Here is a 22283-nt window from a genome sequence, read left to right as displayed (position 1 = left end):
GGTACCGCGGCGGGCTCGACGAGCCCCGTCGTCCTCGCGGTGAGTGCGCTGCAGACACCGGAGACACCATGGGCTACCCCCTCCACCGCGACGACCAGGGCGTCGTCGCCTCCCCGCGCTTCCCCGCGCTCGAGGCCGACGTGCTCGAGTACTGGGCGACGAACGACACCTTCCGCCGGTCGATCGAGCAGCGCGAGGGCTGCGAGGAGTGGGTCTTCTACGACGGCCCGCCGTTCGCCAACGGCCTGCCGCACTACGGGCACCTGCTCACGGGCTACGCGAAAGACGTGTTCCCGCGGTTCCAGACGATGCGCGGCAAGCAGGTGCACCGGCGGTTCGGGTGGGATACCCACGGTCTGCCCGCCGAGCTCGAGGCGATGAAGCAGCTCGGCATCACCGAGAAGGCCCAGATCGAGGAGATGGGCATCGAGGCGTTCAACGCCAGGGCCCGTGAGAGCGTGCTGCGCTACACCGACGAGTGGGAGACCTACGTCACGCGGCAGGCCCGCTGGGTCGACTTCGAGAACGACTACAAAACGCTCGACATCTCGTTCATGGAGAGCGTGCTGTGGGCCTTCAAGACCCTGCACGACAAGGGCCTCGCGTACGAGGGATACCGCGTGCTGCCGTACTGCTGGCGCGACGAGACGCCGCTGTCGAACCACGAGCTGCGCATGGACGACGACGTCTACCAGATGCGCCAGGACCAGTCGGTGACCGTCACCTTCCCGCTCGTCGGCTCGAAGGCCGAGGCGCTCGGCCTCACGGGCGTCAAGGCGCTCGCCTGGACGACGACGCCGTGGACCCTCCCGACGAACGCGGCGCTCGCCGTCGGCCCCGAGGTCGAGTACGTCGTGCTGCCGGCGGGCCCCCACGGGGCGGCGGATGACCGGGACGGGTCGGGCGCCCGCGACGCGGTCGCCGGCGAGAGCCAGTACATGCTCGCGAACGACACCCTGGGCGCCTACGTCAAGGAGCTCGGCTACGAGACCGCGGCCGAGGCGCACGCGGCGATCACGCGGCGGATGCTCGGGGCCGAGCTCGGCGGCGTGCACTACGACCGCCTCTTCGACTACTACGCCGACGTCGAGGCCTGGGGCATGCAGCACGCCTGGCAGATCCTCGTCGCCGAGTACGTCGCCACGGGCGAGGGCACGGGCATCGTGCATCAGGCCCCCGCCTACGGCGAGGACGACCAGGCGATCTGCGCCGCCGCGGGCATCCCCATCATCATCTCGGTCGACGACGGCGGGCGATTCCTGCAGCAGGTGCCCGAGGTCGCGGGACTGCAGGTCTTCGAGGCGAACAAGACGCTCACGAGCATGCTGCGCGAGCAGGGCCGGCTGCTGCAGGTGCGCAGCTACGAGCACAGCTACCCGCACTGCTGGCGCTGCCGCAATCCGCTCATCTACAAGGCCGTCTCGAGCTGGTTCGTGCGCGTGACCGAGATCCGCGATCGGATGCTCGAGCTCAACGAGCGGATCCGCTGGGTGCCCGACAACGTCAAGCACGGGCAGTTCGGCAAGTGGCTCGAGGGCGCGCGCGACTGGTCGATCAGCCGCAACCGCTTCTGGGGCAGCCCCATCCCGGTGTGGAAGAGCGACGACCCCAACCACCCGCGCGTCGACGTCTACGGCTCGCTCGCCGAGCTCGAGGCGGACTTCGGCGCCCTGCCGCGCAACGCCGCGGGCGAGGTCGACCTGCACCGCCCGTTCATCGACGAGCTCACGCGCCCGAACCCCGACGACCCGACCGGGCGCTCGACGATGCGCCGCATCGAGGACGTCTTCGACGTGTGGTTCGACTCCGGCTCGATGCCGTTCGCGCAGGTGCACTACCCCTTCGAGAACGCCGACTGGTTCGAGAACCACAACCCGAGCGACTTCATCGTCGAGTACATCGGGCAGACCCGCGGCTGGTTCTACACGATGCACGTGCTCGCGACGGCGCTGTTCGACCGCCCCGCGTTCTCGAACGTCATCAGCCACGGCATCGTGCTCGGCAACGACGGCCAGAAGATGTCGAAGAGCCTGCAGAACTACCCGAGCGTGACGGAGGTGTTCGAGCGCGACGGCTCCGACGCCATGCGCTGGTTCCTCATGTCGAGCTCGGTGATCCGCGGCGGCAACCTCATCGTCACCGAGGAGGGGATCCGCGCGGGCGTGCGCGAGTTCCTGCTGCCGCTGTGGAGCACGTACTACTTCTTCACCCTCTACGCGAACGCGGCGCAGGTGGCGGATGCCCGCTGGCGCACCGACTCGACGAACGTGCTCGACCGGTACCTGCTCGCGAAGACGCGCGACCTCGTCGAGACCGTGACGGCCGAGCTCGAAGGCCTCGACAGCCCGCTCGCGGCCGCCGCGCTGCGCGACTTCGCCGACGTGCTCACCAACTGGTACGTGCGCCGCAGCCGCGAGCGCTTCTGGGCCGGCGACGACCGCGACGCGATCGACACGCTCTACACGGTGCTCGAGACGCTCGCGCGCGTGGCGGCACCGCTCGCGCCGCTCGTCTCCGAGGAGGTCTGGCGCGGCCTGACGGGAGGCGAGAGCGTTCACCTCGCCGACTGGCCGGGCGCGGATGCCTTCCCCGCCGACCCCGCGCTCGTCACCGCCATGGACCGCGTGCGCGCGATCGCGAGCTCGGGCCTGGCCCTCCGCAAGGCGCAGAGCCTGCGCGTGCGCCTGCCGCTGTCGACCCTCACGGTCGTCACGCCCGACGCCGCAGCGCTCGCGCCGTTCTCCGACATCCTCCGCGACGAGCTCAACGTCAAGGCCGTCGAGCTCGTCGAGTTCGACGACTCGCTCGTCGCCGCGTACGGCATCACGCGCCGCCTCGCCGTCAACGCGCGCGCAGCGGGGCCGCGCATCGGCAAGCAGGTGCAGCAGGCGATCGGCGCCGCGAAGGCCGGCGACTGGCGGGTCGAGGGCGACGGCGTCGTCGTCGGCGGCATCGCGCTCGAGCCGGGCGAGTTCACGCTCGAGCTCGAGCTCGAGGACCCGGCCGCGGCCGTCGTCTTCCTGCCCGGCTCGGGCTTCGTGCTGCTCGACACCACCGTGACGCCCGAGCTCGAGGCCGAGGGCGTCGCGCGCGACGTCATCCGCGCCGTGCAGCAGGCCCGCAAGGACGCAGGCCTCGACGTGAGCGACCGCATCGCGCTCGCGCTCGGCTCGAGCGATGCCGCGACGCGCGCCGCGATCGAGGCCCACCGGGAGCTCATCGGCGGCGAGACGCTTGCCACCTCGCTGAGCGTCGGGGAGGCTGGCGAGGGGGCGGCGGCGCCGGTCGGGGCCGGGGCATCCGTGACGATCGAGGTGGAGCGAGCATGACCGGGGCGCAGGACCGCCGGGAGCCGAGCGAGCAGGAGCTCGCCGACCGCGAGGTCGCCGACGCCGTCTTCGCCGAGCTGCTCGCGCGCCTCGGCGAAGGCAGCCCGCAGCCGCGCCTCGAGCCCACGCGCCGAGCCGTCGAGCTGCTCGGCGACCCGCAGCGCTCGTACGGGGTCATCCACATCACCGGCACGAACGGCAAGACGTCGACGAGCCGCATGATCGAGAGCATCCTGCGCGCCTACGGGCTGCGCGCCGGGCTCATGACGAGCCCGCACCTCGTGCGCGTCACCGAGCGCATCATGATCGACGGCGCCCCGATCGCCGATCGTGCGTTCGCCGACAACTGGGCCGACATCCAGCCCTACCTGCTCATGGTCGACGCCGAGCTCGCCGCGAACGGCGAGGAGCCTCTCACCTACTTCGAGGCGCTCACGGTGCTCGCGTTCGCATGCTTCGCCGATGCGCCCGTCGACGTCGTCGTGCTCGAGGTCGGCATGGGCGGGGAGTGGGACTCGACCAACGTCGCCGACGGCGACGTCGCCGTGCTCACGCCCATCGCGCTCGACCACGAGAGCCGACTCGGCCGCACCGTCGCCGAGATCGCGCGCACCAAGGCGGGCATCATCAAGCCCGCCGCGCACGTCGTCACCGCGCTGCAGCAGACCGAGGCGATGGATGAGATCCTGCGCGCCGCCGAGCACGACGAGGCGCCCGTCGCCGCCGCAGGGGTCGATTTCGCGCTGCTGGATGCCCGGCTCGCGGTCGGCGGCCAGGTCATCGACGTGCGGGGCCGAGCGGGGGAGTACCGCGACCTCTTCCTGCCCCTCTACGGCGAGCACCAGGCGCGCAACGCCGCTCTCGCGATCGCGGCGGTCGAGTCGTTCCTCGGCGGAGGCGAGCAGCCGCTCGCGATGGACGTCCTGCACGAGGGCTTCGCGACCGTGACGAGCCCCGGCCGGCTTCAGCTCATCGGCATCGAGCCGAGCGTGCTCGTCGACGCCGCCCACAACCCGCATGGCGCCGAGGCGCTCGCGACGGCGCTGCTCGGCTCCTTCGCGTTCGAGAAGGTCACGGCGATCGTCGGGATCCTCACCGACAAGGACGCACGCGGCATCATCGAGGCGCTCGACCCCGTCGTCGACCGGTTCGTCGTCACGCAGTCGGAGTCCGATCGCGCGCTCGACTCCGACGAGCTCGCCGAGCTCGTGACGCACATCGCCGGCCACGACCGCGTGCGCATCGAGCCGGAGCTGTCGGTCGCGCTCGAGGAGGCCCGCGACGAGGCCGGCCCGAGCGACGCCGTGCTCGTGACCGGGTCGATCACGCTCGTCGGTCAGGCGATGCGCATCGCGCGTGAGGAAGGCTGGGCGCTGTGAGCGCACCCGCATCCGCCTCCGCCGACGATGCCCCCCGGAAGCCCCGTCGCGCGCGAACCGCGACCGAGTCCCTCCTGAGCGTCGTGCTCGTCATGGAGGCCGTCGTCGTGATCTTCGGCGCCCTCGTGATCTACGGCCTCCGCGTCGTCGACCCCCTCGCCGCGTTCGGCGGGGGAGCCGTCCTCATCGTCCTGCTGCTCGTCGCGGCGCGCCTCGTGCGCTACCCGTGGGGGCAGTGGTTCGGCCACGCGCTGCAGCTGCTGCTGCTCGCGACCGTGTTCCTCGAGGTGCTCGCGGGCGTCGCCGCCGCGATCTTCGTGGGATTCTGGATCTGGGCCGTCATCAAGGGCCGCCAGCTCGACGCCGCGAACGGCGTCGGCCGAGCATCCTGACCCTCGCGCCCCAACAATCGCACGACCGCACCTGACCGCCGGGAGGCCACCATGACCACGTCCGTCGAAGAGACCCTCGTCCTGCTCAAGCCCGATGCCGTCGCCCGCAACCTCACCGGCGAGATCCTGCGCCGCATCGAGGCGAAGGGCTACCAGCTCGTCGACCTGCGCATGGTGCAGGCCGACCGCGACCTGCTCGCCGCCCACTACGCCGAGCACGAGGGCAAGCCCTTCTACGAGCCGCTCATGGAGTTCATGGAGTCGGGCCCCGTCGTCGCCGCGCGCGTCGCCGGCCACCGCGTGATCGAGGGGTTCCGCTCGCTCGCCGGCACGACCGACCCGACGACCGCCGCGCCCGGGACGATCCGCGGCGACCTCGGCCGCGACTGGGGCCTGCGCGTGCAGCAGAACCTCGTGCACGGCTCCGACTCGTCCGAGTCGGCCGCGCGCGAGCTCGCCCTCTGGTTCGCCTGAGCGGTCGCCCGCCGCCGCGCCGCCCTCGTCGGGGCTAGAGCAGGCGCGGGAGCAGTGTCGGGAACTGCACGATGATCGCGAGCACGATCACCGCGTAGTTGACGACGACGATCGCCCACGTGAACGGCAGCACGGCCGCGCCGACCCGTCGGCCGGCGCCGCCCGTGAGTCGGCCCGTGGCGAGCAGCCACGCGAGCAGCCACCAGAACAGGGGGATGACCGCGGCCCAGACGAGCATGCACCACGGGCACAGCGCGCCGATCTCGTAGACCGACTGGGTGAAGAGCCACGTCACGAACACCCACGCGCCCGCGACCCCCGCGAGGAAGAGCGCCCAGAACCAGCGCGCGAACCGCGCACCGGCGAGCAGAGCGACCCCGACCGCCATCGGCGCGACGAAGCCCGCGACGCCCAGCAGGGGGTTCGGGAAGCCCAGGAGGGACGCCTGCCAGCTCTCCATCACGCTGCCGCACGAGACGAGCGGGTTGATGTCGCAGTTGAGCACGTGCTGCGGGTCGATGAGCTTCGCGACCCGCTCGGTGATGAGGGCCATGGCGCCCCACCAGCCCACCGCGCCCGTGAGCAGGAGGAACGCGCCCATGAGCCAGGGGCGGCGGGCCGGTGCGGCGGTGGCGACGGAGGCGGGATCGAGCGCGGTCACGACTCGATCCTCCCGCACGCGGCGCGCGGGCGCCCGGGTCGAAGGTCCCCCGTCGGCGCGGGTCGTGCGATAATGAGGAGCAGTCGTCGCCAGCCGCGCTCGCGACGCACCAGAGACAAGCTTTCCGGGCACACCGGACCATCCTCGCGACACCGAGTCGCGAGCGTCGGATAGCCAGTTCCGAGTATGCGCAGTGACAGTGCGCGGGCCCGCGCCCGACCCGAACCGGGGGGCTGCGGCCCGACAACCGAAGAGTTTCGCAGCGGGGGCGACGCGCCCGCTGCCGGAGAGTTCCCGTCCAGGCGCGGCCCGGACGGTCGAGGAGTGCACCAGCGATGGTGAGTGACGACAACGAGACGAACCCGAAGAAGCGCACCCGGCTGTTCAAGCCCCGCGCCGCCCGCAAGGGCCAGGACGACGCGCAGAGCGCCCGCGAGAGCGCGGCGACCGCGCCCGTGACGGAGGACGTCGCGGCGCCCGCCGTCGAGGCGCCCCCGGCCGCCCCGCCCGAGGACGCGGCGTTCGAGGTCGAGTCGCCGGCTGCCGAGCCGGAGCCCGTCGAGCCCATGGCCGTCGAGCCGGAGCCCGTCGAGCCCGAGGCCAGCGAACCCGAGGCCAGCGAGCCCGAGCCAGAGACCCCGACGACCCCGTTCCCCGTGCTGAAGCCCGAGAGCACCACCTCGCTGCTGTTCTACGCGCCCCCCGTCGAGTACCTCGCGCCGCGTCCCGGCACCGGCCCGGTGCGCGAGCGCGATGACGACGACGAGCCCGAGGAGGGCACGAGCACGAGCCGTCGGCGCTCGCGCGCGCGTCGCAGCCGCGGTGGAGCATCCGTCGATGGCGACCAGGCCCCCGCCGAGCGCGAGGACCGCGCCGAGCGACCGGACCGTTCAGACCGCTACGACCGCTCGGAGCGCACCGACCGCCGCGACCGTCGCGAGCGCCGCCCCGCCGAGCTCATCACCGAGCCGCAGCGCATCAAGGGCTCCACGCGCCTCGAGGCCAAGAAGCAGCGCCGCCGCGACGGCCGCGACGCCGGTCGCCGCCGCCCCGTCATCACCGAGGCCGAGTTCCTCGCCCGCCGCGAGAGCGTCGACCGCGTCATGGTCGTGCGCTCGAAGGACGGCCGCATCCAGATCGGCGTGCTGGAGGACGGCGTGCTCGTCGAGCACTACGTCGCCCGCTCGCAGGAGTCCAGCCTCATCGGCAACGTCTACCTCGGCCGCGTGCAGAACGTGCTGCCGAGCATGGAGGCCGCCTTCGTCGACATCGGCCGCGGCCGCAACGCCGTGCTCTACTCGGGCGAGGTCGACTGGGAGGCCGCGCAGGCCGAGGGCGAGAAGAATCAGCCCCGCCGCATCGAGCTCGCGCTCAAGCCCGGCGACCGCATCCTCGTCCAGGTCACCAAGGACCCGATCGGGCACAAGGGCGCGCGCCTGACGAGCCAGGTCAGCCTCCCGGGCCGCTACCTCGTCTACGTGCCCAACGGGTCGATGAACGGCATCAGCCGCAAGCTCCCCGACACCGAGCGGGCGCGCCTGAAGAAGATCCTCAAGGAGGTCCTGCCCGACAACGTGGGCGTCATCGTGCGCACCGCCGCCGAAGGCGCGACGGAGGAGCAGCTGACGCTCGACGTCAACCGCCTCACCGCGCAGTGGGCCGAGATCTCGAAGCAGGTCGCGAACCCCAACGCGCAGGCGCCGATGATGCTCCACAGCGAACCCGATCTGCTCGTCAAGATCGTGCGCGACGTCTTCAACGAGGACTTCCGCTCCATGGTCATCCATGGTCAGGATGCCCAGCAGACCATCGAGGCCTACCTCCGGTCGGTCGCGCCCGATCTTCTCGATCGCGTGCAGAAGCACGAGGGCGACCACGACCCCTTCGACGAGTACCGCATCTCGGAGCAGATCGAGAAGGCCCTCGAGCGCAAGGTCTGGCTGCCCTCGGGCGGCTCGCTCGTCATCGACCGCACCGAGGCCATGACGGTCGTCGACGTCAACACGGGTAAGTTCGTCGGCTCGGGCGGCAACCTCGAGGAGACGGTCACGAAGAACAACCTCGAGGCCGCGGAGGAGATCGTGCGCCAGCTTCGGCTGCGCGACATCGGCGGCATCATCGTCGTCGACTTCATCGACATGGTGCTCGAGTCGAACCGCGACCTCGTGCTGCGGCGCCTCGTCGAGTGCCTCAGCCGCGACCGCACGAAGCACCAGGTCGCCGAGGTCACGAGCCTCGGCCTCGTGCAGATGACGCGCAAGCGCCTGGGGCTCGGCCTGCTGGAGACCTTCAGCGAGCAGTGCGACGTGTGCGCGGGCCGCGGGCTGATCCTCCACCACGACCCCGTCGTCAAGCACCGCTCCTCGCAGGGCGGCGCCGACCAGGGCGGCAGCCGTCGAGGCGGGCGCTCGGGCTCCGACCGCTCGGGCGGCGACCGCACCGGCGGCGACCGCGGCGGTCAGCGCGGCGGCGCCGGCCAGAACGGTCAGAACGGCCAGAGCGGCGGAGCGAAGTCGTCCGGCCACGCCGGCACTCACGCGATCACCGAGGACGTCTCGAAGGCGCTCGCGACCATCGCCGCGAAGACCGTGCACCACGATCCCGCGCCCGAGGCCGAGCGCCCCGCGGCCGACTCGGCCGCCGCCGCCGAGTCGCCGAGCGGGACGTCGGCTGTGAGTGCGCCGGCTCCCGAGAGCGCGACGAGCGAGGCGGGCGCGACGGGCGGCTCCCGCGCGGACGGCGCGTCGAGCGCCCCCGAGTCGCCCGCCCGTTCGGGACGCTCGCGCGGCGGTCGCCGTGCTCGCGGAGGCGCCGGGGCCGCATCGGCGGCGTCCGAGCCCGCGACGACGAGCGGCTCGGCCGACGCCGTCGTGCCCGTCCTCGACCTGCCCGAGCCGCCCGTGAGCCGGTCGAGGCAGCGCATCGACCCGCGCGCCGCCGAGCAGCTCCTCGGCTCGGTGCTCGAGGCCCTGCCCGAGCCCCCGGCCCCCGGCACGCGCAAGCGAGGCTCGCGCCGCGCGACGTCCGGGACCATCTCGACCGCCGGTCTGGACGCCGCGAGCGACGCCTAGCGTTCGATGACCGCTCGACTTCAGACGCCCGTGCGGCGGGAGGACCACCGAGCCTCCCGCCGCTGGGGCGCCCGGCACCTCATCGCCGCCGGGCTCGGAGTCCTCGGCATCATCGCGCTCATCGTGCTGCGGGCGGCGACCGCCGAGTCGGGACCCACGGGTCTGCCCGACGTCGCGCAGGATCTCCTGACGCTCTCCACGAGCGTCGTGATCGAGTCCCTGCCGTTCATCGTCCTCGGCATCGCGCTGTCGATCCTCGTCCAGGTCTGGATCCCGGAGGCGTGGCTGCTCCGGATCCTGCCTCAGAACCCGTGGGGCCGGCGCGCGGTCATCTCGCTCTTCGGCATGCTCCTGCCCGTGTGCGAGTGCGGCAACGTGCCCCTCGCGCGGGGGCTCGTGCGGCGCGGCTTCACGATCCCCGAGTCGATGGTCTTCCTCGTCGCGGCGCCGATCCTCAACCCGGTGACGATCCTCACGACTCACGCCGCGTTCGGCTTCGACGACGGCATCCTCGTCGCGCGCCTCCTCGGCGGCTTCCTCATCGCGAACGTCCTCGGCTGGCTGTTCTCGCTGCACCCGGAGCCCGAGTCGCTCCTCACGGGCCGGTTCGCCGAGGAGTGCCGGGTGGACGACGGCCACCGGCACGGCACCCGCGCCGAGCAGTCGGTCGACCTCTTCGTGCGCGAGTCGAGCATCCTCATGCCTGCCCTCGTGATCGGCGCCCTCGTCGCCGGGGGCATCCAGGTGGCGGTGCCGCGCGACGTGCTCGTCGCCCTCGGCAGCGACCCCCTGTTCAGCGTGCTCGCGATGATGGCGCTCGCGTTCGTGATCTCCGTGTGCTCGAACGTCGACGCGTTCTTCATCCTGCCGTTCGCGTCGACCTTCCTGCCCGGCTCGATCGTGGCCTTCCTCGTCTTCGGCCCGATCATCGACATCAAGATGCTCGCGCTCATGCGCACGACGTACTCCACGCGCACCCTGCTGCGCGTGACGCTCGTCGTCGGCCTGCTGAGCGCCGTGCTCGGACTGGTGGTGAACTATGTGGTCTAGCGTCCAGCGCTGGCGCGGGGTCGCCCTGATCGCCGCGATCTCGGCCGTCGCCCTGTGGCTCGCGGCCTCCGGCCGGCTCGTGCTCTACATCCACCCGCGCTACATCGTCTTCACGGTGATCATGGCGGCGATCGCCCTCGTGCTCGTCGTCGCCGCGGTCGCTTCGGCCGCCTCGCGACGGCGCCGCGATGAGGAGGCGCCCGTCTCGCGCCGCGAGCGCGCGCTCGGCCTGACGGCGGCGGCGATCGCGGGCGCGTTCGTGATCGGGATGCTCGTCATCCCGCCCGCGACGCTCTCCACCGCCACCGCCCAGCAGCGGCAGATCAACGCGACCGCGGCCGATCTCGACGCCCTCGACGACGCGGCGCAGGCCGACGACGCCGCCGTCGCCCGCTTCACCGTGCGCGAGTGGTCGGGCATCCTCCGTCAGACGAGCGACCTCGGATTCTTCGCCGACAAGCCGGTGACCGACCTCGTCGGCTTCGTCGCGCCCGACCCCGACGACCCCGAGAACGTCTTCTACGTCTCGCGCTTCGTCATCACGTGCTGCGCGGTCGACGCGCAGCCGCTGGGCGTGCCCGTGCATCGGCCCGGCTGGCAGAGCGAGTTCCCGATCGACACGTGGGTGAGCGTGTCGGGGGAGCTCGGAGCGAACCCGAGCGAGTCGAGCCTGCAGCCGCTCGTGGTGCTGCCCGACGCGGTCGAGGCGGTGGAGCAGCCGAGTGAGCCCTACCTCTTCTGAGCACACCCGGACGGAGGAGCGGTTCCCGGGCGTCGCCCGCGCCGCCGACCACGGCCGCCGCCTGCGGGACGAGCGCGACCAGCGCCGATTCTCCCGCGCGTTCGCCGCGCTCGTAGGGGTGCTCGCCGGGCTCGGCCTGATCTTCCTCGCGCTCGGCGTGCTGCAGGGCCCCAAGCTCTCCTCCGCGCAGGTCGACGCGACCCGGGTCACCGAGCAGTCGGGCCAGCAGCTCCGGCTGTTCGCCAACCAGCCCGTCGACGCCGTCGACGCGGACGCCGTGACCGTCGAGCCCGCCGCGGCGACGAGCGTGTCCGTGCAGGGCGAGCTCATCGTCGTCCAGTTCGACGAGCGCCTGCGCTACGGCACCGAGTACACGGTGCGCGTCGAGGGCGTCGGCGCTCCCTCCCGCCCGAACACGAGCACGTTCGAGCATCGCTTCACGACCGCCTCCGCGAGCGTGCTGTACCTCGACCGCGAAGACAACGGGGTGGACGAGATCCTCCGCGCCGACATCGAGGGCGCGGGTCGCGGCGCGGTCGTGCACGCCGCGCCGGGCATCCAGCACTTCGCGCCCGTCGAGCGGGTGCTCGTCGTCGCGCGCGACGACGGCGCCGGCGGCACGGTCCTCGAATCGGTGGATGCCCGCAGCGGCCGCATCGAGCGCCTGCAGCTCCCCGACGGGGCGCGCGTCGATCGCCTCATCGCGCCGCGCGCGGGCACGACCCTCGCGCTCGTGCTCTCTCCGGCCGCGGCGGCGGACGCTCCGGGCGGGATCTCCCCGCGGTCCCTCGCCCTGCTCGACATCGGAGGGGATCGCGCTCTGCGTCCGCTCGTCGACCTCGACGGCGAGCCGCTCACGGCCCTCGACGCCTGGTTCCTGCCGGAGGGCGACCTGCTCGTCCACACGGTCGACGAGACGCTCGTCCGGCTCGACCCCGGCGCCCCGGAGACCGTGCTGCCGGTCGGCGCCTACCCGACCGTCCACGGCGTCTCGAGCGACGGAGGCCGTGCGAGCGCGACCGACAGCTTCGGCGGAGTGGCCCTCGACCTGGCCACCGGCGAGGAGGAGCGACTGAACCCCTCGCTCGTCGAGGGCGAGGTGGCGTTCGGCGGCGAGGCGGCGCTCACCGCGGCGGGCCTGCGCGTGCAGAAGGTCGCCGTGGCCGACTCCGAGACGGGCGCTTTCGCGACCGTGCTCGTCGCCGACGACGGCGGAGGAGCAGCGCGCGTGCTCGCCCGCACGATCGAGAACCGCGGCAGCCTCGGCGCCGTCCTGCTCTCGCCCAACGACCAGTTCGTCGCCGTCGAGGTGACGCCCGACGTCGAGGCGGCGGTGGGCGACGGCCGGCCCGTCGAACCGCGCCCGACGAGCGTCACCCTCGCGATCATCGACGTGGAAACCGGGCAGCTCGTGCGCACCCTCGAGGGCTTCTCCCCGGTCTGGACGACCGGCTAGAGCCCGCGCTTCGCCCGCTGGCTCACCCGCAGACCGGCGGCGCTCAGGCGGGCGACGAGCTCCTTCCCGGTCACCGGCTCCGCGCCCTGCGCGACGAGCGCGTCGTAGCGCTCCTGCGGGTAGTCGTAGTGATCGTGGTCGAATCCCCGCTCGGGGATCCCCGCGGCGCGCGCGAAGGCGTGCAGCTCCTCGAGCGAGGAATCGCTCACGAGATGCCCCCAGAGCCGGCCGTGGGCGGGCCAGACGGGCTCGTCGATCAGCACAGCCATGCGGGAGATTGTAGGCTGGGGGTACGCGGTTCGAGGCGCGCCGGTCCTTTTGACCGGCATCCTGCGATCAGGTATGCTCGACCGTTGGTGTGCGCTGGGCCGAGCCCGCGCGAGACGCCAGGAGTTTTCTTCCATTCCGAAGTAAGGGTGAAACGTGGTCTACGCAGTTGTGCGCGCCGGTGGGCGGCAGGAGAAGGTCGAGGTCGGCACGGTCGTCGTCCTCGATCGAGTCAAGGCGGGCGAGGATGGCACCATCCAGCTCACCCCCGTTCTGCACGTCGACGGTGACACGGTCACCACCGACGCGAAGAAGCTCGCGAAGATCACCGTGACCGCCGAGGTCCTGGGCGACCTGCGCGGCCCGAAGATCGTCATCCAGAAGTTCAAGAACAAGACCGGGTACAAGAAGCGCCAGGGTTTCCGCGCCGACCTGACCCGCGTCAAGATCACCGGCATCAAGTAAGAAGGGGCGCGAAGAATGGCACACAAGAAGGGCGCTTCGTCCACCCGCAACGGCCGCGACTCCAACCCCCAGTACCTGGGTGTGAAGCGCTTCGGCGGCCAGGTCGTCAAGGCCGGCGAGATCATCGTCCGCCAGCGCGGCACCCACTTCCACCCCGGCGCCAACGTCGGGCGCGGCGGAGACGACACGCTGTTCGCGCTGTCGGCCGGCGCCGTCGAGTTCGGGCGCAAGGGCGGCCGCAAGGTCGTCAACATCGTCGCCAGCGCCTGAGCATTCAGGTCTCGGTCTCACGACCGCAACGTCAGCGAATGGGCGGGCTTCGGCCCGTCCATTCGTCGTTCAGGGCCTATTCGCCCGTACGGCGGATGCCCCGCTCATGATCCACAGGAGGGAACAGCCATGGCGACCTTCGTCGACCGCGTGACCCTCCACGTCCGCGCCGGCCACGGCGGGCACGGGTGCGTCTCGGTGCGCCGCGAGAAGTTCAAGCCGCTCGCAGGCCCCGACGGCGGCAACGGAGGCGACGGCGGCGACATCGTCCTCGTCGCCGACGCCCAGGAGACCACCCTGCTGCCGTACCATCGGCGGCCGCACCGCTCGAGCGACAACGGCGGTCCCGGCATGGGCGACAACCGCTCGGGCTTCTCCGGCGGCGACCTGATCCTCCCCGTTCCGGTCGGCACCGTCGTCCGCGACGAGAACGGCGAGGAGCTCGCCGACCTCGCCGAGCCCGGCATGAGCATCGTCATCGCCCCGGGAGGTCAGGGCGGGCTCGGCAATGCCGCGCTCGCGACGACCAAGCGCAAGGCCCCCGGCTTCGCGCTGCTCGGCACGCTGGGCTGGGAGGGGGACATCCTCCTCGAGCTCAAGACGGTCGCCGACGTCGCACTCGTGGGGTTCCCGAGCGCGGGCAAGTCGAGCCTCATCGCCGCGATATCGGCCGCGAAGCCGAAGATCGCCGACTACCCGTTCACGACCCTGCACCCGAACCTCGGCGTCGTCGAGTCGGGCGAGAGCCGGTTCACCGTCGCCGACGTGCCCGGCCTCATCGAGGGCGCCAGCGAGGGCAAGGGCCTGGGTCTGGAGTTCCTCCGTCACGTCGAGCGCTGCACCGCCCTGCTCCACGTGCTCGACTGCGCGACCCTCGAGCCCGGCCGCGACCCGCTCAGCGACCTCGACGTCATCCTCGGCGAGCTCGCCCAGTACCCGGTGCCCGAGGGGCAGACGCCCCTGCTGGAGCGCCCGCAGCTCGTCGCCCTCAACAAGGTCGACGTGCCCGAGGGCCGCGACCTCGCCGACATGGTGCGCCCCGAGCTCGAGGCGCGCGGCTATCGCGTGTTCGAGATCAGCGCCGTCAGCCGCGAGGGCCTGCGCCAGCTGACCTTCGCCCTCGCCGAGCTCGTCGAGCGCGACCGCGCCGCACGCATCGCCGAGAGCGCCTCGCGCGAGCGCATCGTGATCCGCCCGCGCGCCGTCGACGCCGTCGACTTCACCGTCACCGCCGAGGGCACGCACGAGGGCACGATCTACCGCGTGCGCGGTGCGAAGCCCGAGCGCTGGGTGCAGCAGACGGACTTCACGAACGACGAGGCGGTCGGCTACCTCGCCGACCGGCTCGCGAAGCTCGGCGTCGAGCGCGAGCTCTTCGCCAAGGGCGCCGTGGCCGGGGCGACCGTCGTCATCGGCGGCCGCGACGGCATGGTCTTCGACTGGGAGCCCACCCTCACGAGCGCCGCCGAGCTCATGACCGCCCCGCGCGGCACCGACGCGCGCCTCGACGCCCTCAACCGGCCCACGACGAGCCAGCGCCGCCAGAGCTACAAGGAGCGCATGGACGCCAAGACCGAGGCGCGCGCCGAGCTCGAGCGCGAGCGGGCGGCCGGCATCTACTCCGGGGAGGACGAGTGACGTCAGGCGTGCGACCGGAGGTCGTGACCGCCCATCGGGTCGTCGTGAAGGTCGGCTCGTCGTCGATCAGCGGCGAGAACGCCGCGCAGATCGGCCCGCTCGTCGACGCGCTCGCGGCGCTGCACGCGCGCGGTGCGGAGGTCGTGCTCGTGTCGTCGGGAGCGATCGCCACGGGCATCCCCTTCTTGGCGCTGGATGCCCGTCCCACCGATCTGGCGACGCAGCAGGCCGCGGCCGCCGTCGGGCAGAACGTGCTCATGGTGCGCTACCAGGAGAGCCTGGCGCGCTACGACCTCGTCGCCGGGCAGATCCTGCTCACCGCGACCGACCTCGAGCACTCCACGCCCCGATCGAACGCGCAGCGCGCCATGGAGCGCCTGCTCGGGCTCCGGGTGCTGCCGATCGTCAACGAGAACGACACGGTCGCCACCCAGGAGATCCGCTTCGGCGACAATGACCGCCTCGCGGCTCTCGTGAGCGAGCTCGTCCACGCCGACCTGCTCGTGCTGCTCAGCGACGTCGACGCGCTCTACACGCGCCCGCCGCACGAGCCGGGCGCCGAGCGCATCGAGCACGTCGCCCACGATGACGACCTCGGCGGCGTCGAGCTCGGCGACATCGGCGCGGCCGGCGTCGGCACCGGGGGAGCGGGCACCAAGATCGCGGCGGCGCGCCACGCGGTCGGGAACGGGATCCCCGTCGTGCTCACCTCGACCGGCAACGTCGGAGCGGCCCTCCGCGGCGAGGCCGTCGGCACCTGGTTCGAGGCGGCCCCGCCCGACTGATCGGGCCCCGAGCCCGCGCCTACACTGGGAGCATGACCGCTCCCGCCGGCGCTCCCACCGCTCCTCCCGCCTCCGCGCCCGCGATCACGACGCCCGGGCTCCTCGACGTCCTGAGCGCCGCGAAGGACGCCTCGCGCGCGCTCGCGACCCTCACCGCGAACGCCAAGAACGCCGCGCTCGAGGCCATCGCGCGCGAGCTCGAGGGCGGCGTCGAGCGCGTGCTCGCCGCCAACGAGCTCGACCTCGCCAACGGCAGGGAGAACGGACTCTCCGCCGGCCTCCTCGACCGCCTCCGGCTCGACGAGGCGCGCATCGCCGGCCTCGCGCGCGCCGTGCGCGACGTCATCGCCCTGCCCGACCCGGTCGGCACCGTCGTGCGCGGCTCGACGCTTCCCAACGGCGTGCGCCTGAGCCAGGTGCGCGTGCCCTTCGGCGTCGTCGGCGCCATCTACGAAGCGCGCCCCAACGTCACGATCGATATCGCCGCGCTCGCGCTCAAGAGCGGCAACGCCGCGGTCCTCCGCGGCGGCAGCGCGGCCGAGAGCACCAACCGCGAGCTCGTCGCGCTCATCCGCGCGGCGCTCGAGTCGGTCGGTATGCCCGCCGCGGCCGTCCAGACGATCGACCCCTTCGGCCGCGCGGGCGCGACCGAGCTCATGCGCGCGCGCGGGTACGTCGACGTGCTCATCCCGCGCGGCAGCGCCGACCTCATCCAGACCGTCGTGCGCGAGTCGACCGTTCCCGTCATCGAGACCGGCGCGGGCGTCGTCCACATCGTCCTCGACGCGAGCGCCGACGAGTCCATGGCCGTCGAGATCGTCCACAACGCCAAGGTGCAGCGGCCGAGCGTCTGCAACGCGGTCGAGACGGTGCTCGTGCACCGCGACGCGGCCGCCCGCCTGCTGCCGCCGATGCTGGAGGCCCTGCGGGCATCCGGCGTCACGGTGCGCGGCGACGAGCGCGCTCGCGCCGTCGCGGGCGATCTCGAGCCCGCCACCGACGAGGACTTCGCCACCGAGCACATGGCCCTCGAGATGTCGGTCGCCGTCGTCGACGATCTGGATGCGGCGCTCGCGCACATCCGCCGGTTCTCGACCCAGCACACCGAGTCGATCATCACCGCCGACATGGCCAACGCCGAGCGCTTCCTCGCCGAGGTCGACTCGGCCGTCGTGATGGTCAACGCCTCGACGCGGTTCAGCGACGGGGGCGAGTTCGGCTTCGGGGCCGAGGTCGGCATCTCCACGCAGAAGCTCCACGCGCGCGGGCCCATGGGTCTGCCCGAGCTCACGAGCACCAAGTGGATCGTGCGCGGCGACGGGCAGGTTCGCGGCTAGGCCGCGATAGACTGCACCGGCCGCCCCGACACCGTCAGGAGAACCCGCATGTCGCTCACCAGCCTCCTCATCGCCTCGGAGGAGCTCGCCCCGCTCATCGCTCCGCCGCTCGTGATCGCCGGTGTCGCCGCTCTCGCATTCCTCATGATGGGCATCGTGACCTTCACCTACCGCGACGTCGCCAACCGCCACGCGGGCAAGGGCCCCGCCCGCGGCCACGACGCCGGTCACGACGGCGGCCACCACTAGACCGGCCGGCGCGATCTCCGCCCTCGCCGCCGCCCCGTCGTCCGCACCCGCGCGGGCGCGGATCGGCATCATGGGCGGCACCTTCGATCCGATCCACCACGGTCACCTCGTGGCCGCGAGCGAGGTCGCCGACCACTTCCAGCTCGACGAGGTCGTCTTCGTCCCGACCGGCCAGCCGTACCTGAAGCCGGAGGCCACGGGCAGCGAGCACCGCTACCTCATGACGGTCATCGCGACCGCGTCGAACCCGAGCTTCAGCGTCAGCCGCGTCGACATCGACCGCGACGGGCCCACCTACACGATCGACACCCTCCGCGACCTGCGGAAGCGCTTCCCCGACGCCGAGCTGTACTTCATCTCCGGTGCCGACGCCATCGCCCAGATCCTCGACTGGAAGGACGTCGCGGAGCTCTGGGAGCTCGCGCACTTCGTCGCGGTGAGCCGCCCGGGTCACCCGCTCACTGCACGCGGGCTGCCCGAGGGCGACGTAAGCTTGGTCGAGATTCCGGCCCTGGCGATCTCGTCGACCGACTGCCGCGAGCGCGTGGGGCGGGGATCGCCCGTGTGGTACTTGGTTCCGGATGGCGTCGTCCAGTACATCGCCAAGCACCGCCTGTACCGGAGAAGCTCGTCATGACCACCTCGAACGAACCGCCGCTCAGCCGCCGGGCCGCCCGTCGCGCGCAGCAGGACGCGCAGACGATCGGCGAGCCCCGCGATCCGGCGCCGCTCGCTCAGCCGGATGCCCCTCAGTCTGATTCCCCCGAGCGCTCGGCGAGCTTCGCGGCCGTGCACTCGGCCCCCGCGCACTCCGCTCCCGCGCATTCGGCTCCGGTCGACTCGATCGAGTACCGCACCGAGGTGCGCCCGCGCGTGCCCCGCTACGAGCCCCTCTCGCCGCTCACGCCCGCGAGCGGCGACGACTCGCCGGCGCTGCCGCCGTCCGCCCCGCTCGCCCCGCCCTTCGCGCCGCCGACCGCCCCCGGGCTCCGCCGCGAGACCCGGACGCGCGACTTCCGTCCGCCGGCCGAGCGCGCGCGCACGTCCTTCTCGCCCGTCGCGCAGCCGGAGGACGCCGCCCTCGACTACCGCACGCAGCAGGGCCCGTCGGGCTCCTACGCCGCGCCGGCCCCCTCAGCACCGGCGCCGTCGGCCCCGGTCGCGTCGGCGCCGACGGTCGACCCCGCCTTCGCCGCGCTCGACCCGGACCCGGTCCCGGAGACGGCCAGCGGCGCGTCAGCCGATGTCCCCGAGCCCGACCTCCAGGCGATCTCCGAGCCCCAGCCCGAGCCTGAGCCCGAGGCGTCCCCGGAGCCGGATCCCGAGCGCGCGTCCTCGGCCCCCGCGGCCGCGACGGCCGCCGACTCCGGAGCGTTCGTGCTCCCCGAGTACACGATGACCCGCCGCGAGCTGCGTGCCCTGCGCGAGAAGCACGAGCAGCAGTCGTCCGCCGTCGAGCCGGAGCCCGTGCCCGAGCCCGAGCCGGCGCCCCTGCATCTGTGGCAGCCGACCTCGACCGGTGCGTCCGCACCCGCCCCGCTCATCGAGCCCGGCCCGCCCGCGTCCTCCGAGGTTGCGGCACCCGCCGTCTCGACCGCGACCGGGTCCCACTGGTCGGCCGGATTCCACGAGCCCGCCGACGATCCCTTCGAGAACACCTTCAGCCGTCAGGTCGGCTCCGCATCCGTCTCGACGAACGCGCTCGTGCTTCCCGAGATGCCCGTGGGCAGCCTCGCCGGTCCCGTCCCCGGTACGGGGGAGATCATCATCACCGGCATGGTCGACGTGCCCTCGAGCATCGCATCGACCGGCGCCGTCCCGTCCGTCCACGACAGCCCCGACATCGACGACCTCATCGATCCGGGCGATCGCGAGTTCGTGAGCTCCGACTCCGCCCCGGTGAGCGCGATCAACGCCGTCAGCAGCCACACGGCGACCCGCAACGTGATCTCCGGGCCGCGTCCGCGCGGCGCGATGCTCACGACCGTGCTCATCGTCTCGACCGTCGTCATGGCCATCGCCGCCGTGACGATCTTCGTGGTCGCCGCGGCCAACGGTCTATTCTGATCTCTCCCCACCCCCGAAGGATGCTGTGACCGCCACCGACCGTGCCATCGATCTCGTTCGCGTCGCCGCCCGCGCCGCCGACGCCAAGCAGGGCGACGACATCGTCGCGCTCGACGTCTCGGGTCCGCTGCCGCTGGCCGACGCCTTCGTCCTCGTGACCGGGCGCAACGAGCGCAACGTGCAGGCCATCGCCGCCGAGGTGGAGGAGAAGATGATCGAGGCCGGCGCCAAGCCGCTGCGCCGCGAGGGCCGAGCCGAGGGCCGCTGGATCCTCCTGGACTTCGGCGACGTCATCGTCCACGTCTTCCACGAGGAGGAGAGGCTCTTCTACTCGCTCGAGCGCCTCTGGAAGGACTGCCCGGTCATCCCGATCGACCTCCCCGAGCACGCCGCGGCATCCGACCAGGTCTGACCGCCGGGCGCCGGTCCGACCCCCGCGCCTCCCCGGCTCCCGCGATGCTCAGCGCTCCCATAGAGGAGCTTGGGAGGGTCGACGCATGAAGTGTCCTGCAGACGACGCCGTCCTCGTCATGAGCGAGCGCAACGGCATCGAGATCGACTACTGCCCCCAGTGCCGAGGCGTGTGGCTCGACCGCGGCGAGCTCGACAAGATCATCGAGCGCGCCGCGGGCTTCGACGCCGCCGGCCCGACGGCCGCGAGCGCCGCCCCGCCCGCCGCCCCGCGGGTCGAGCTTCCGCGCGACGTCCCGCCCGCTCAACCCGGCGGGTTCCCCGCCCCCGGCTACGCGCAGCCCGGCTACGCCGCTCCGTACGGCGACCCTGTGCACGGCCGTCCGCGCTGGGGCTCGAACTCGCCGTCGTCGGCTCCGCGATACGGGCAGGGCGGGTACCCGCGCAAGCGCAAGCACTGGCTGAGCGAGCTCTTCGACTGAGCGAGCGGGGCGGCCTCGGCCTCCGCCCGCGCGACCCTCCCGAGGGGGTCGCTCGAATTGGCCGAGGCGCACCCCGTGTACTACAGTGATCGAGTTGTCATCGGCTGGTCCGGTGGCTGCGGGCCTGTGGCGCAGCTGGTAGCGCACCTGCATGGCATGCAGGGGGTCAGGGGTTCGAATCCCCTCAGGTCCACGACACGATCCCCGGTTTCGGCCGGGTTTCGTCGTATTCGGCGCCTGCTGACCCGATCGGCGGGGCGGCGCGCCGGAGGCCGTGCGCGGTGAGCGCCGGCCCGGCCCGGAAGGACCACCCCGTGAGCTCCTCGCTCTCCGCCGCCTCCCGCTCGGTTCCCGCCTCCGCTCAGCGCATGCACGTCGTGAGCGATGAGACCACGCAGATCGCCGACATGGTGCTCGACTACGCGCGCCGTCGACTGCTGAGCACCGACACCCCACTCGACAAGCCCTTCTCGCCCGCTGAGCTCAAGCGCCTCGCGTCGGGCAGCATCGGCGAGAGCGGCATCGGCGCACGCCGTGCCCTCGCCCTGTTCGAGAACGTGCTCGCCCCCTCGTGCATCACGACCGACCACCCGCAGTACCTGTCGTTCATCCCCTCCGCGCCGACCAAGGCAGCGACGGCCTTCGACCTGGTCGTCTCCGCGACCGCGGTGTACGGCGGCTCGTGGCTCGAGGGCTCGGGCGCGGTCTTCGCCGAGAACGAGGTGCTCCGCTTCCTCGCGACCGAGTTCGGCCTGCCCGACGGTGCGGGGGGCGTCTTCGTGCAGGGCGGCACGGTCGGGAACCTCTCGGCTCTCGTCGCGGCGCGCGACCACCGGGCCCGCCGGCTGCGCGAGGCCGGTCGCCCCCGGCCCGAGCGCTGGGTCGTCGTGTGCGGCGCCGAGGCGCACTCCTCGATCGTCTCCGCGGCGCACGTCATGGACATCGACGTCGCGATCGTGCCGATGGACGAGTCGGGCTCCCTGCGCGGCGCCGACGTCGAGCCGGCGCTCGTCGAGCACGGCGACGCGGTCATCGCGGTCGTGACGACGGCGGGCTCCACGAACTTCGGCATCGTCGACGACATCGCCTCGATCGCGGCGCTGAAGGACGCGCACGACTTCTGGCTGCACGTCGACGGAGCCTACGGCCTCGCGGCCATGCTCGCGGCGGGCTCCCGACACCGGTTCGCCGGCGTCGAGCGCGCCGACTCGCTCATCGTCGACCCGCACAAGTGGCTCTTCGCCCCCTTCGACGCCTGCGCGCTCATCTACCGCGACCCCGACCACGGGCGTCTCGCTCACACCCAGCACGCCGAGTACCTCGACACCCTCACCGAGGCGGCCGACTACAACCCCTCCGACTACGCGATCCAGCTCACCCGCCGCGCGCGCGGCCTGCCGCTGTGGTTCTCGCTCGCGACCTTCGGCGCCGAGGTCTACCGCGAGGCGATCGAGATCTCGATCGACCTGGCCCGTCGCATCGCCGATGAGATCACGAGACGCCCGCACCTCCGTCTCGTCCGCGAGCCGCAGCTCTCCGTCGTGGTCTTCGAGCGCGAGGGGTGGGATGCCCGTGACTACGCCGCATGGAGCGACCGTCTGCTCGACGACCAGCACGCCTTCGTCGTGGCGAGCTCGCACGCCGGCCGCCCCAACACGCGCTTCGCGATCGTGAACCCGACGACGACGTTCGAGCAGCTCGTCGGCATCCTCGACACGATGGAATGAGCCCCCGCGGGAGTGCGCCGATCGCTCGGCC

Annotated in this window: 21 protein-coding genes and 1 tRNA gene; 20 read left to right on the top strand and 2 right to left on the bottom strand. The window is 72.4% G+C overall.

The features are described from left to right. The first annotated feature begins 68 nt into the window (after positions 1-68). From ileS to ndk, 4 genes are read left to right on the top strand one after another with little or no spacing between them, the layout of a single operon-like run. Positions 69-3329: an isoleucine--tRNA ligase gene (gene ileS / locus ASG83_RS00655; protein ID WP_055855875.1), complete on the top strand. Its 3261-nt coding sequence runs from the start codon at positions 69-71 to the stop codon at positions 3327-3329. Further along, on the top strand, positions 3326-4708 hold the full coding sequence (locus ASG83_RS00650) for a folylpolyglutamate synthase/dihydrofolate synthase family protein (protein ID WP_055855873.1): 1383 nt from the start codon (positions 3326-3328) through the stop codon (positions 4706-4708). Before ileS ends, ASG83_RS00650 begins: the two co-directional genes overlap by 4 nt. Next, positions 4705-5100: a DUF4233 domain-containing protein gene (locus ASG83_RS00645; RefSeq protein WP_055855870.1), complete on the top strand. Its 396-nt coding sequence runs from the start codon at positions 4705-4707 to the stop codon at positions 5098-5100. The genes ASG83_RS00650 and ASG83_RS00645 overlap by 4 nt, the downstream gene beginning before the upstream one ends. A gap of 51 nt (positions 5101-5151) precedes the next feature. After that, entirely contained in the window at positions 5152-5574 is a 423-nt protein-coding gene (ndk, locus tag ASG83_RS00640; RefSeq protein ID WP_055855867.1) for a nucleoside-diphosphate kinase, read from the top strand. Between the two features lie 34 nt (positions 5575-5608). On the opposite strand, the gene ASG83_RS00635 is transcribed toward ndk, so the two are convergent. Continuing rightward, entirely contained in the window at positions 5609-6235 is a 627-nt protein-coding gene (locus ASG83_RS00635) for a vitamin K epoxide reductase family protein (protein WP_235459977.1), read from the bottom strand. Between the two features lie 335 nt (positions 6236-6570). On the opposite strand from ASG83_RS00635, the gene ASG83_RS00630 reads away from it, so the two are divergent. From ASG83_RS00630 to ASG83_RS00615, 4 genes are read left to right on the top strand one after another with little or no spacing between them, the layout of a single operon-like run. Next, complete coding sequence (locus ASG83_RS00630; protein WP_055855865.1) at positions 6571-9306, top strand: Rne/Rng family ribonuclease; 2736 nt, start codon at positions 6571-6573, stop codon at positions 9304-9306. 6 nt (positions 9307-9312) lie between these two features. Further along, positions 9313-10356 (top strand): permease, encoded by a 1044-nt coding sequence (locus tag ASG83_RS00625; protein ID WP_082598975.1) that lies wholly within the window; start codon positions 9313-9315, stop codon positions 10354-10356. After that, positions 10346-11098: a TIGR03943 family protein gene (locus tag ASG83_RS00620; RefSeq protein WP_055855862.1), complete on the top strand. Its 753-nt coding sequence runs from the start codon at positions 10346-10348 to the stop codon at positions 11096-11098. Before ASG83_RS00625 ends, ASG83_RS00620 begins: the two co-directional genes overlap by 11 nt. Beyond that, the gene (locus tag ASG83_RS00615; protein WP_055855859.1) at positions 11079-12554 is read left to right on the top strand and encodes a hypothetical protein; all 1476 of its coding nucleotides are present in this window, start codon (positions 11079-11081) and stop codon (positions 12552-12554) included. The genes ASG83_RS00620 and ASG83_RS00615 overlap by 20 nt, the downstream gene beginning before the upstream one ends. Here the strand turns inward: ASG83_RS00615 and ASG83_RS00610 are convergent. After that, entirely contained in the window at positions 12551-12823 is a 273-nt protein-coding gene (locus tag ASG83_RS00610) for a DUF4031 domain-containing protein (RefSeq protein WP_055855856.1), read from the bottom strand. The two genes, ASG83_RS00615 and ASG83_RS00610, sit on opposite strands and share 4 nt — an antisense overlap. A gap of 154 nt (positions 12824-12977) precedes the next feature. On the opposite strand from ASG83_RS00610, the gene rplU reads away from it, so the two are divergent. From rplU to ASG83_RS00550, 12 genes are all read left to right on the top strand, one after another. Next, the gene (rplU, locus tag ASG83_RS00605; RefSeq protein ID WP_055855854.1) at positions 12978-13286 is read left to right on the top strand and encodes a 50S ribosomal protein L21; all 309 of its coding nucleotides are present in this window, start codon (positions 12978-12980) and stop codon (positions 13284-13286) included. 15 nt (positions 13287-13301) lie between these two features. Then, positions 13302-13556, top strand: coding sequence for a 50S ribosomal protein L27 (rpmA, locus tag ASG83_RS00600; RefSeq protein ID WP_055855851.1), 255 nt, complete (start codon positions 13302-13304; stop codon positions 13554-13556). A 129-nt stretch (positions 13557-13685) separates the two neighbouring features. After that, on the top strand, positions 13686-15194 hold the full coding sequence (gene obgE, locus ASG83_RS00595; protein WP_055855849.1) for a GTPase ObgE: 1509 nt from the start codon (positions 13686-13688) through the stop codon (positions 15192-15194). Further along, positions 15191-15979 (top strand): glutamate 5-kinase, encoded by a 789-nt coding sequence (proB, locus tag ASG83_RS00590; RefSeq protein ID WP_055855846.1) that lies wholly within the window; start codon positions 15191-15193, stop codon positions 15977-15979. Before obgE ends, proB begins: the two co-directional genes overlap by 4 nt. A gap of 32 nt (positions 15980-16011) precedes the next feature. Next, a complete protein-coding gene (locus ASG83_RS00585) occupies positions 16012-17316 on the top strand; it encodes a glutamate-5-semialdehyde dehydrogenase (RefSeq protein ID WP_055855842.1) in 1305 nt (434 codons plus the stop codon). A gap of 48 nt (positions 17317-17364) precedes the next feature. Beyond that, the gene (locus tag ASG83_RS00580; RefSeq protein WP_055855838.1) at positions 17365-17565 is read left to right on the top strand and encodes a hypothetical protein; all 201 of its coding nucleotides are present in this window, start codon (positions 17365-17367) and stop codon (positions 17563-17565) included. 13 nt (positions 17566-17578) lie between these two features. Beyond that, complete coding sequence (nadD, locus tag ASG83_RS00575) at positions 17579-18202, top strand: nicotinate-nucleotide adenylyltransferase (RefSeq protein ID WP_255357375.1); 624 nt, start codon at positions 17579-17581, stop codon at positions 18200-18202. Beyond that, the gene (locus tag ASG83_RS00570) at positions 18199-19632 is read left to right on the top strand and encodes a hypothetical protein (RefSeq protein ID WP_055855832.1); all 1434 of its coding nucleotides are present in this window, start codon (positions 18199-18201) and stop codon (positions 19630-19632) included. The genes nadD and ASG83_RS00570 overlap by 4 nt, the downstream gene beginning before the upstream one ends. A 25-nt stretch (positions 19633-19657) precedes the next feature. Beyond that, positions 19658-20044: a ribosome silencing factor gene (gene rsfS, locus ASG83_RS00565; RefSeq protein WP_055855829.1), complete on the top strand. Its 387-nt coding sequence runs from the start codon at positions 19658-19660 to the stop codon at positions 20042-20044. Positions 20045-20129: 85 nt separating this feature from the next. Beyond that, positions 20130-20525, top strand: a complete 396-nt coding sequence (locus tag ASG83_RS00560; protein WP_055855826.1) for a zf-TFIIB domain-containing protein — start codon at positions 20130-20132, stop codon at positions 20523-20525. A 120-nt stretch (positions 20526-20645) separates the two neighbouring features. After that, a tRNA-Ala gene (locus ASG83_RS00555) sits at positions 20646-20718 on the top strand. A 121-nt stretch (positions 20719-20839) separates the two neighbouring features. After that, positions 20840-22252, top strand: a complete 1413-nt coding sequence (locus ASG83_RS00550) for an aminotransferase class V-fold PLP-dependent enzyme (protein WP_082514910.1) — start codon at positions 20840-20842, stop codon at positions 22250-22252. Positions 22253-22283: the final 31 nt, after the last annotated feature.

The organism is Yonghaparkia sp. Soil809, from assembly GCF_001429705.1.
In the GTDB taxonomy this organism is placed as follows: domain Bacteria; phylum Actinomycetota; class Actinomycetes; order Actinomycetales; family Microbacteriaceae; genus Microcella.
This window is presented reverse-complemented; position numbering and strand designations above follow the sequence as displayed.

What these genes read in the sequence shown, in the direction of transcription:
- ileS (WP_055855875.1), top strand. Translation starts at nt 69, where the DNA reads ATGGGCTACCCCCTCCACCGCGACGACCAGGGCGTCGTCGCCTCCCCG.
- ASG83_RS00650 (WP_055855873.1), top strand. Translation starts at nt 3,326, where the DNA reads ATGACCGGGGCGCAGGACCGCCGGGAGCCGAGCGAGCAGGAGCTCGCC.
- ndk (WP_055855867.1), top strand. Translation starts at nt 5,152, where the DNA reads ATGACCACGTCCGTCGAAGAGACCCTCGTCCTGCTCAAGCCCGATGCC.
- ASG83_RS00630 (WP_055855865.1), top strand. Translation starts at nt 6,571, where the DNA reads ATGGTGAGTGACGACAACGAGACGAACCCGAAGAAGCGCACCCGGCTG.
- ASG83_RS00625 (WP_082598975.1), top strand. Translation starts at nt 9,313, where the DNA reads ATGACCGCTCGACTTCAGACGCCCGTGCGGCGGGAGGACCACCGAGCC.
- ASG83_RS00620 (WP_055855862.1), top strand. Translation starts at nt 10,346, where the DNA reads ATGTGGTCTAGCGTCCAGCGCTGGCGCGGGGTCGCCCTGATCGCCGCG.
- ASG83_RS00610 (WP_055855856.1), bottom strand. Translation starts at nt 12,823, where the DNA reads ATGGCTGTGCTGATCGACGAGCCCGTCTGGCCCGCCCACGGCCGGCTC.
- rpmA (WP_055855851.1), top strand. Translation starts at nt 13,302, where the DNA reads ATGGCACACAAGAAGGGCGCTTCGTCCACCCGCAACGGCCGCGACTCC.
- obgE (WP_055855849.1), top strand. Translation starts at nt 13,686, where the DNA reads ATGGCGACCTTCGTCGACCGCGTGACCCTCCACGTCCGCGCCGGCCAC.
- ASG83_RS00585 (WP_055855842.1), top strand. Translation starts at nt 16,012, where the DNA reads ATGACCGCTCCCGCCGGCGCTCCCACCGCTCCTCCCGCCTCCGCGCCC.
- ASG83_RS00580 (WP_055855838.1), top strand. Translation starts at nt 17,365, where the DNA reads ATGTCGCTCACCAGCCTCCTCATCGCCTCGGAGGAGCTCGCCCCGCTC.
- ASG83_RS00570 (WP_055855832.1), top strand. Translation starts at nt 18,199, where the DNA reads ATGACCACCTCGAACGAACCGCCGCTCAGCCGCCGGGCCGCCCGTCGC.
- ASG83_RS00560 (WP_055855826.1), top strand. Translation starts at nt 20,130, where the DNA reads ATGAAGTGTCCTGCAGACGACGCCGTCCTCGTCATGAGCGAGCGCAAC.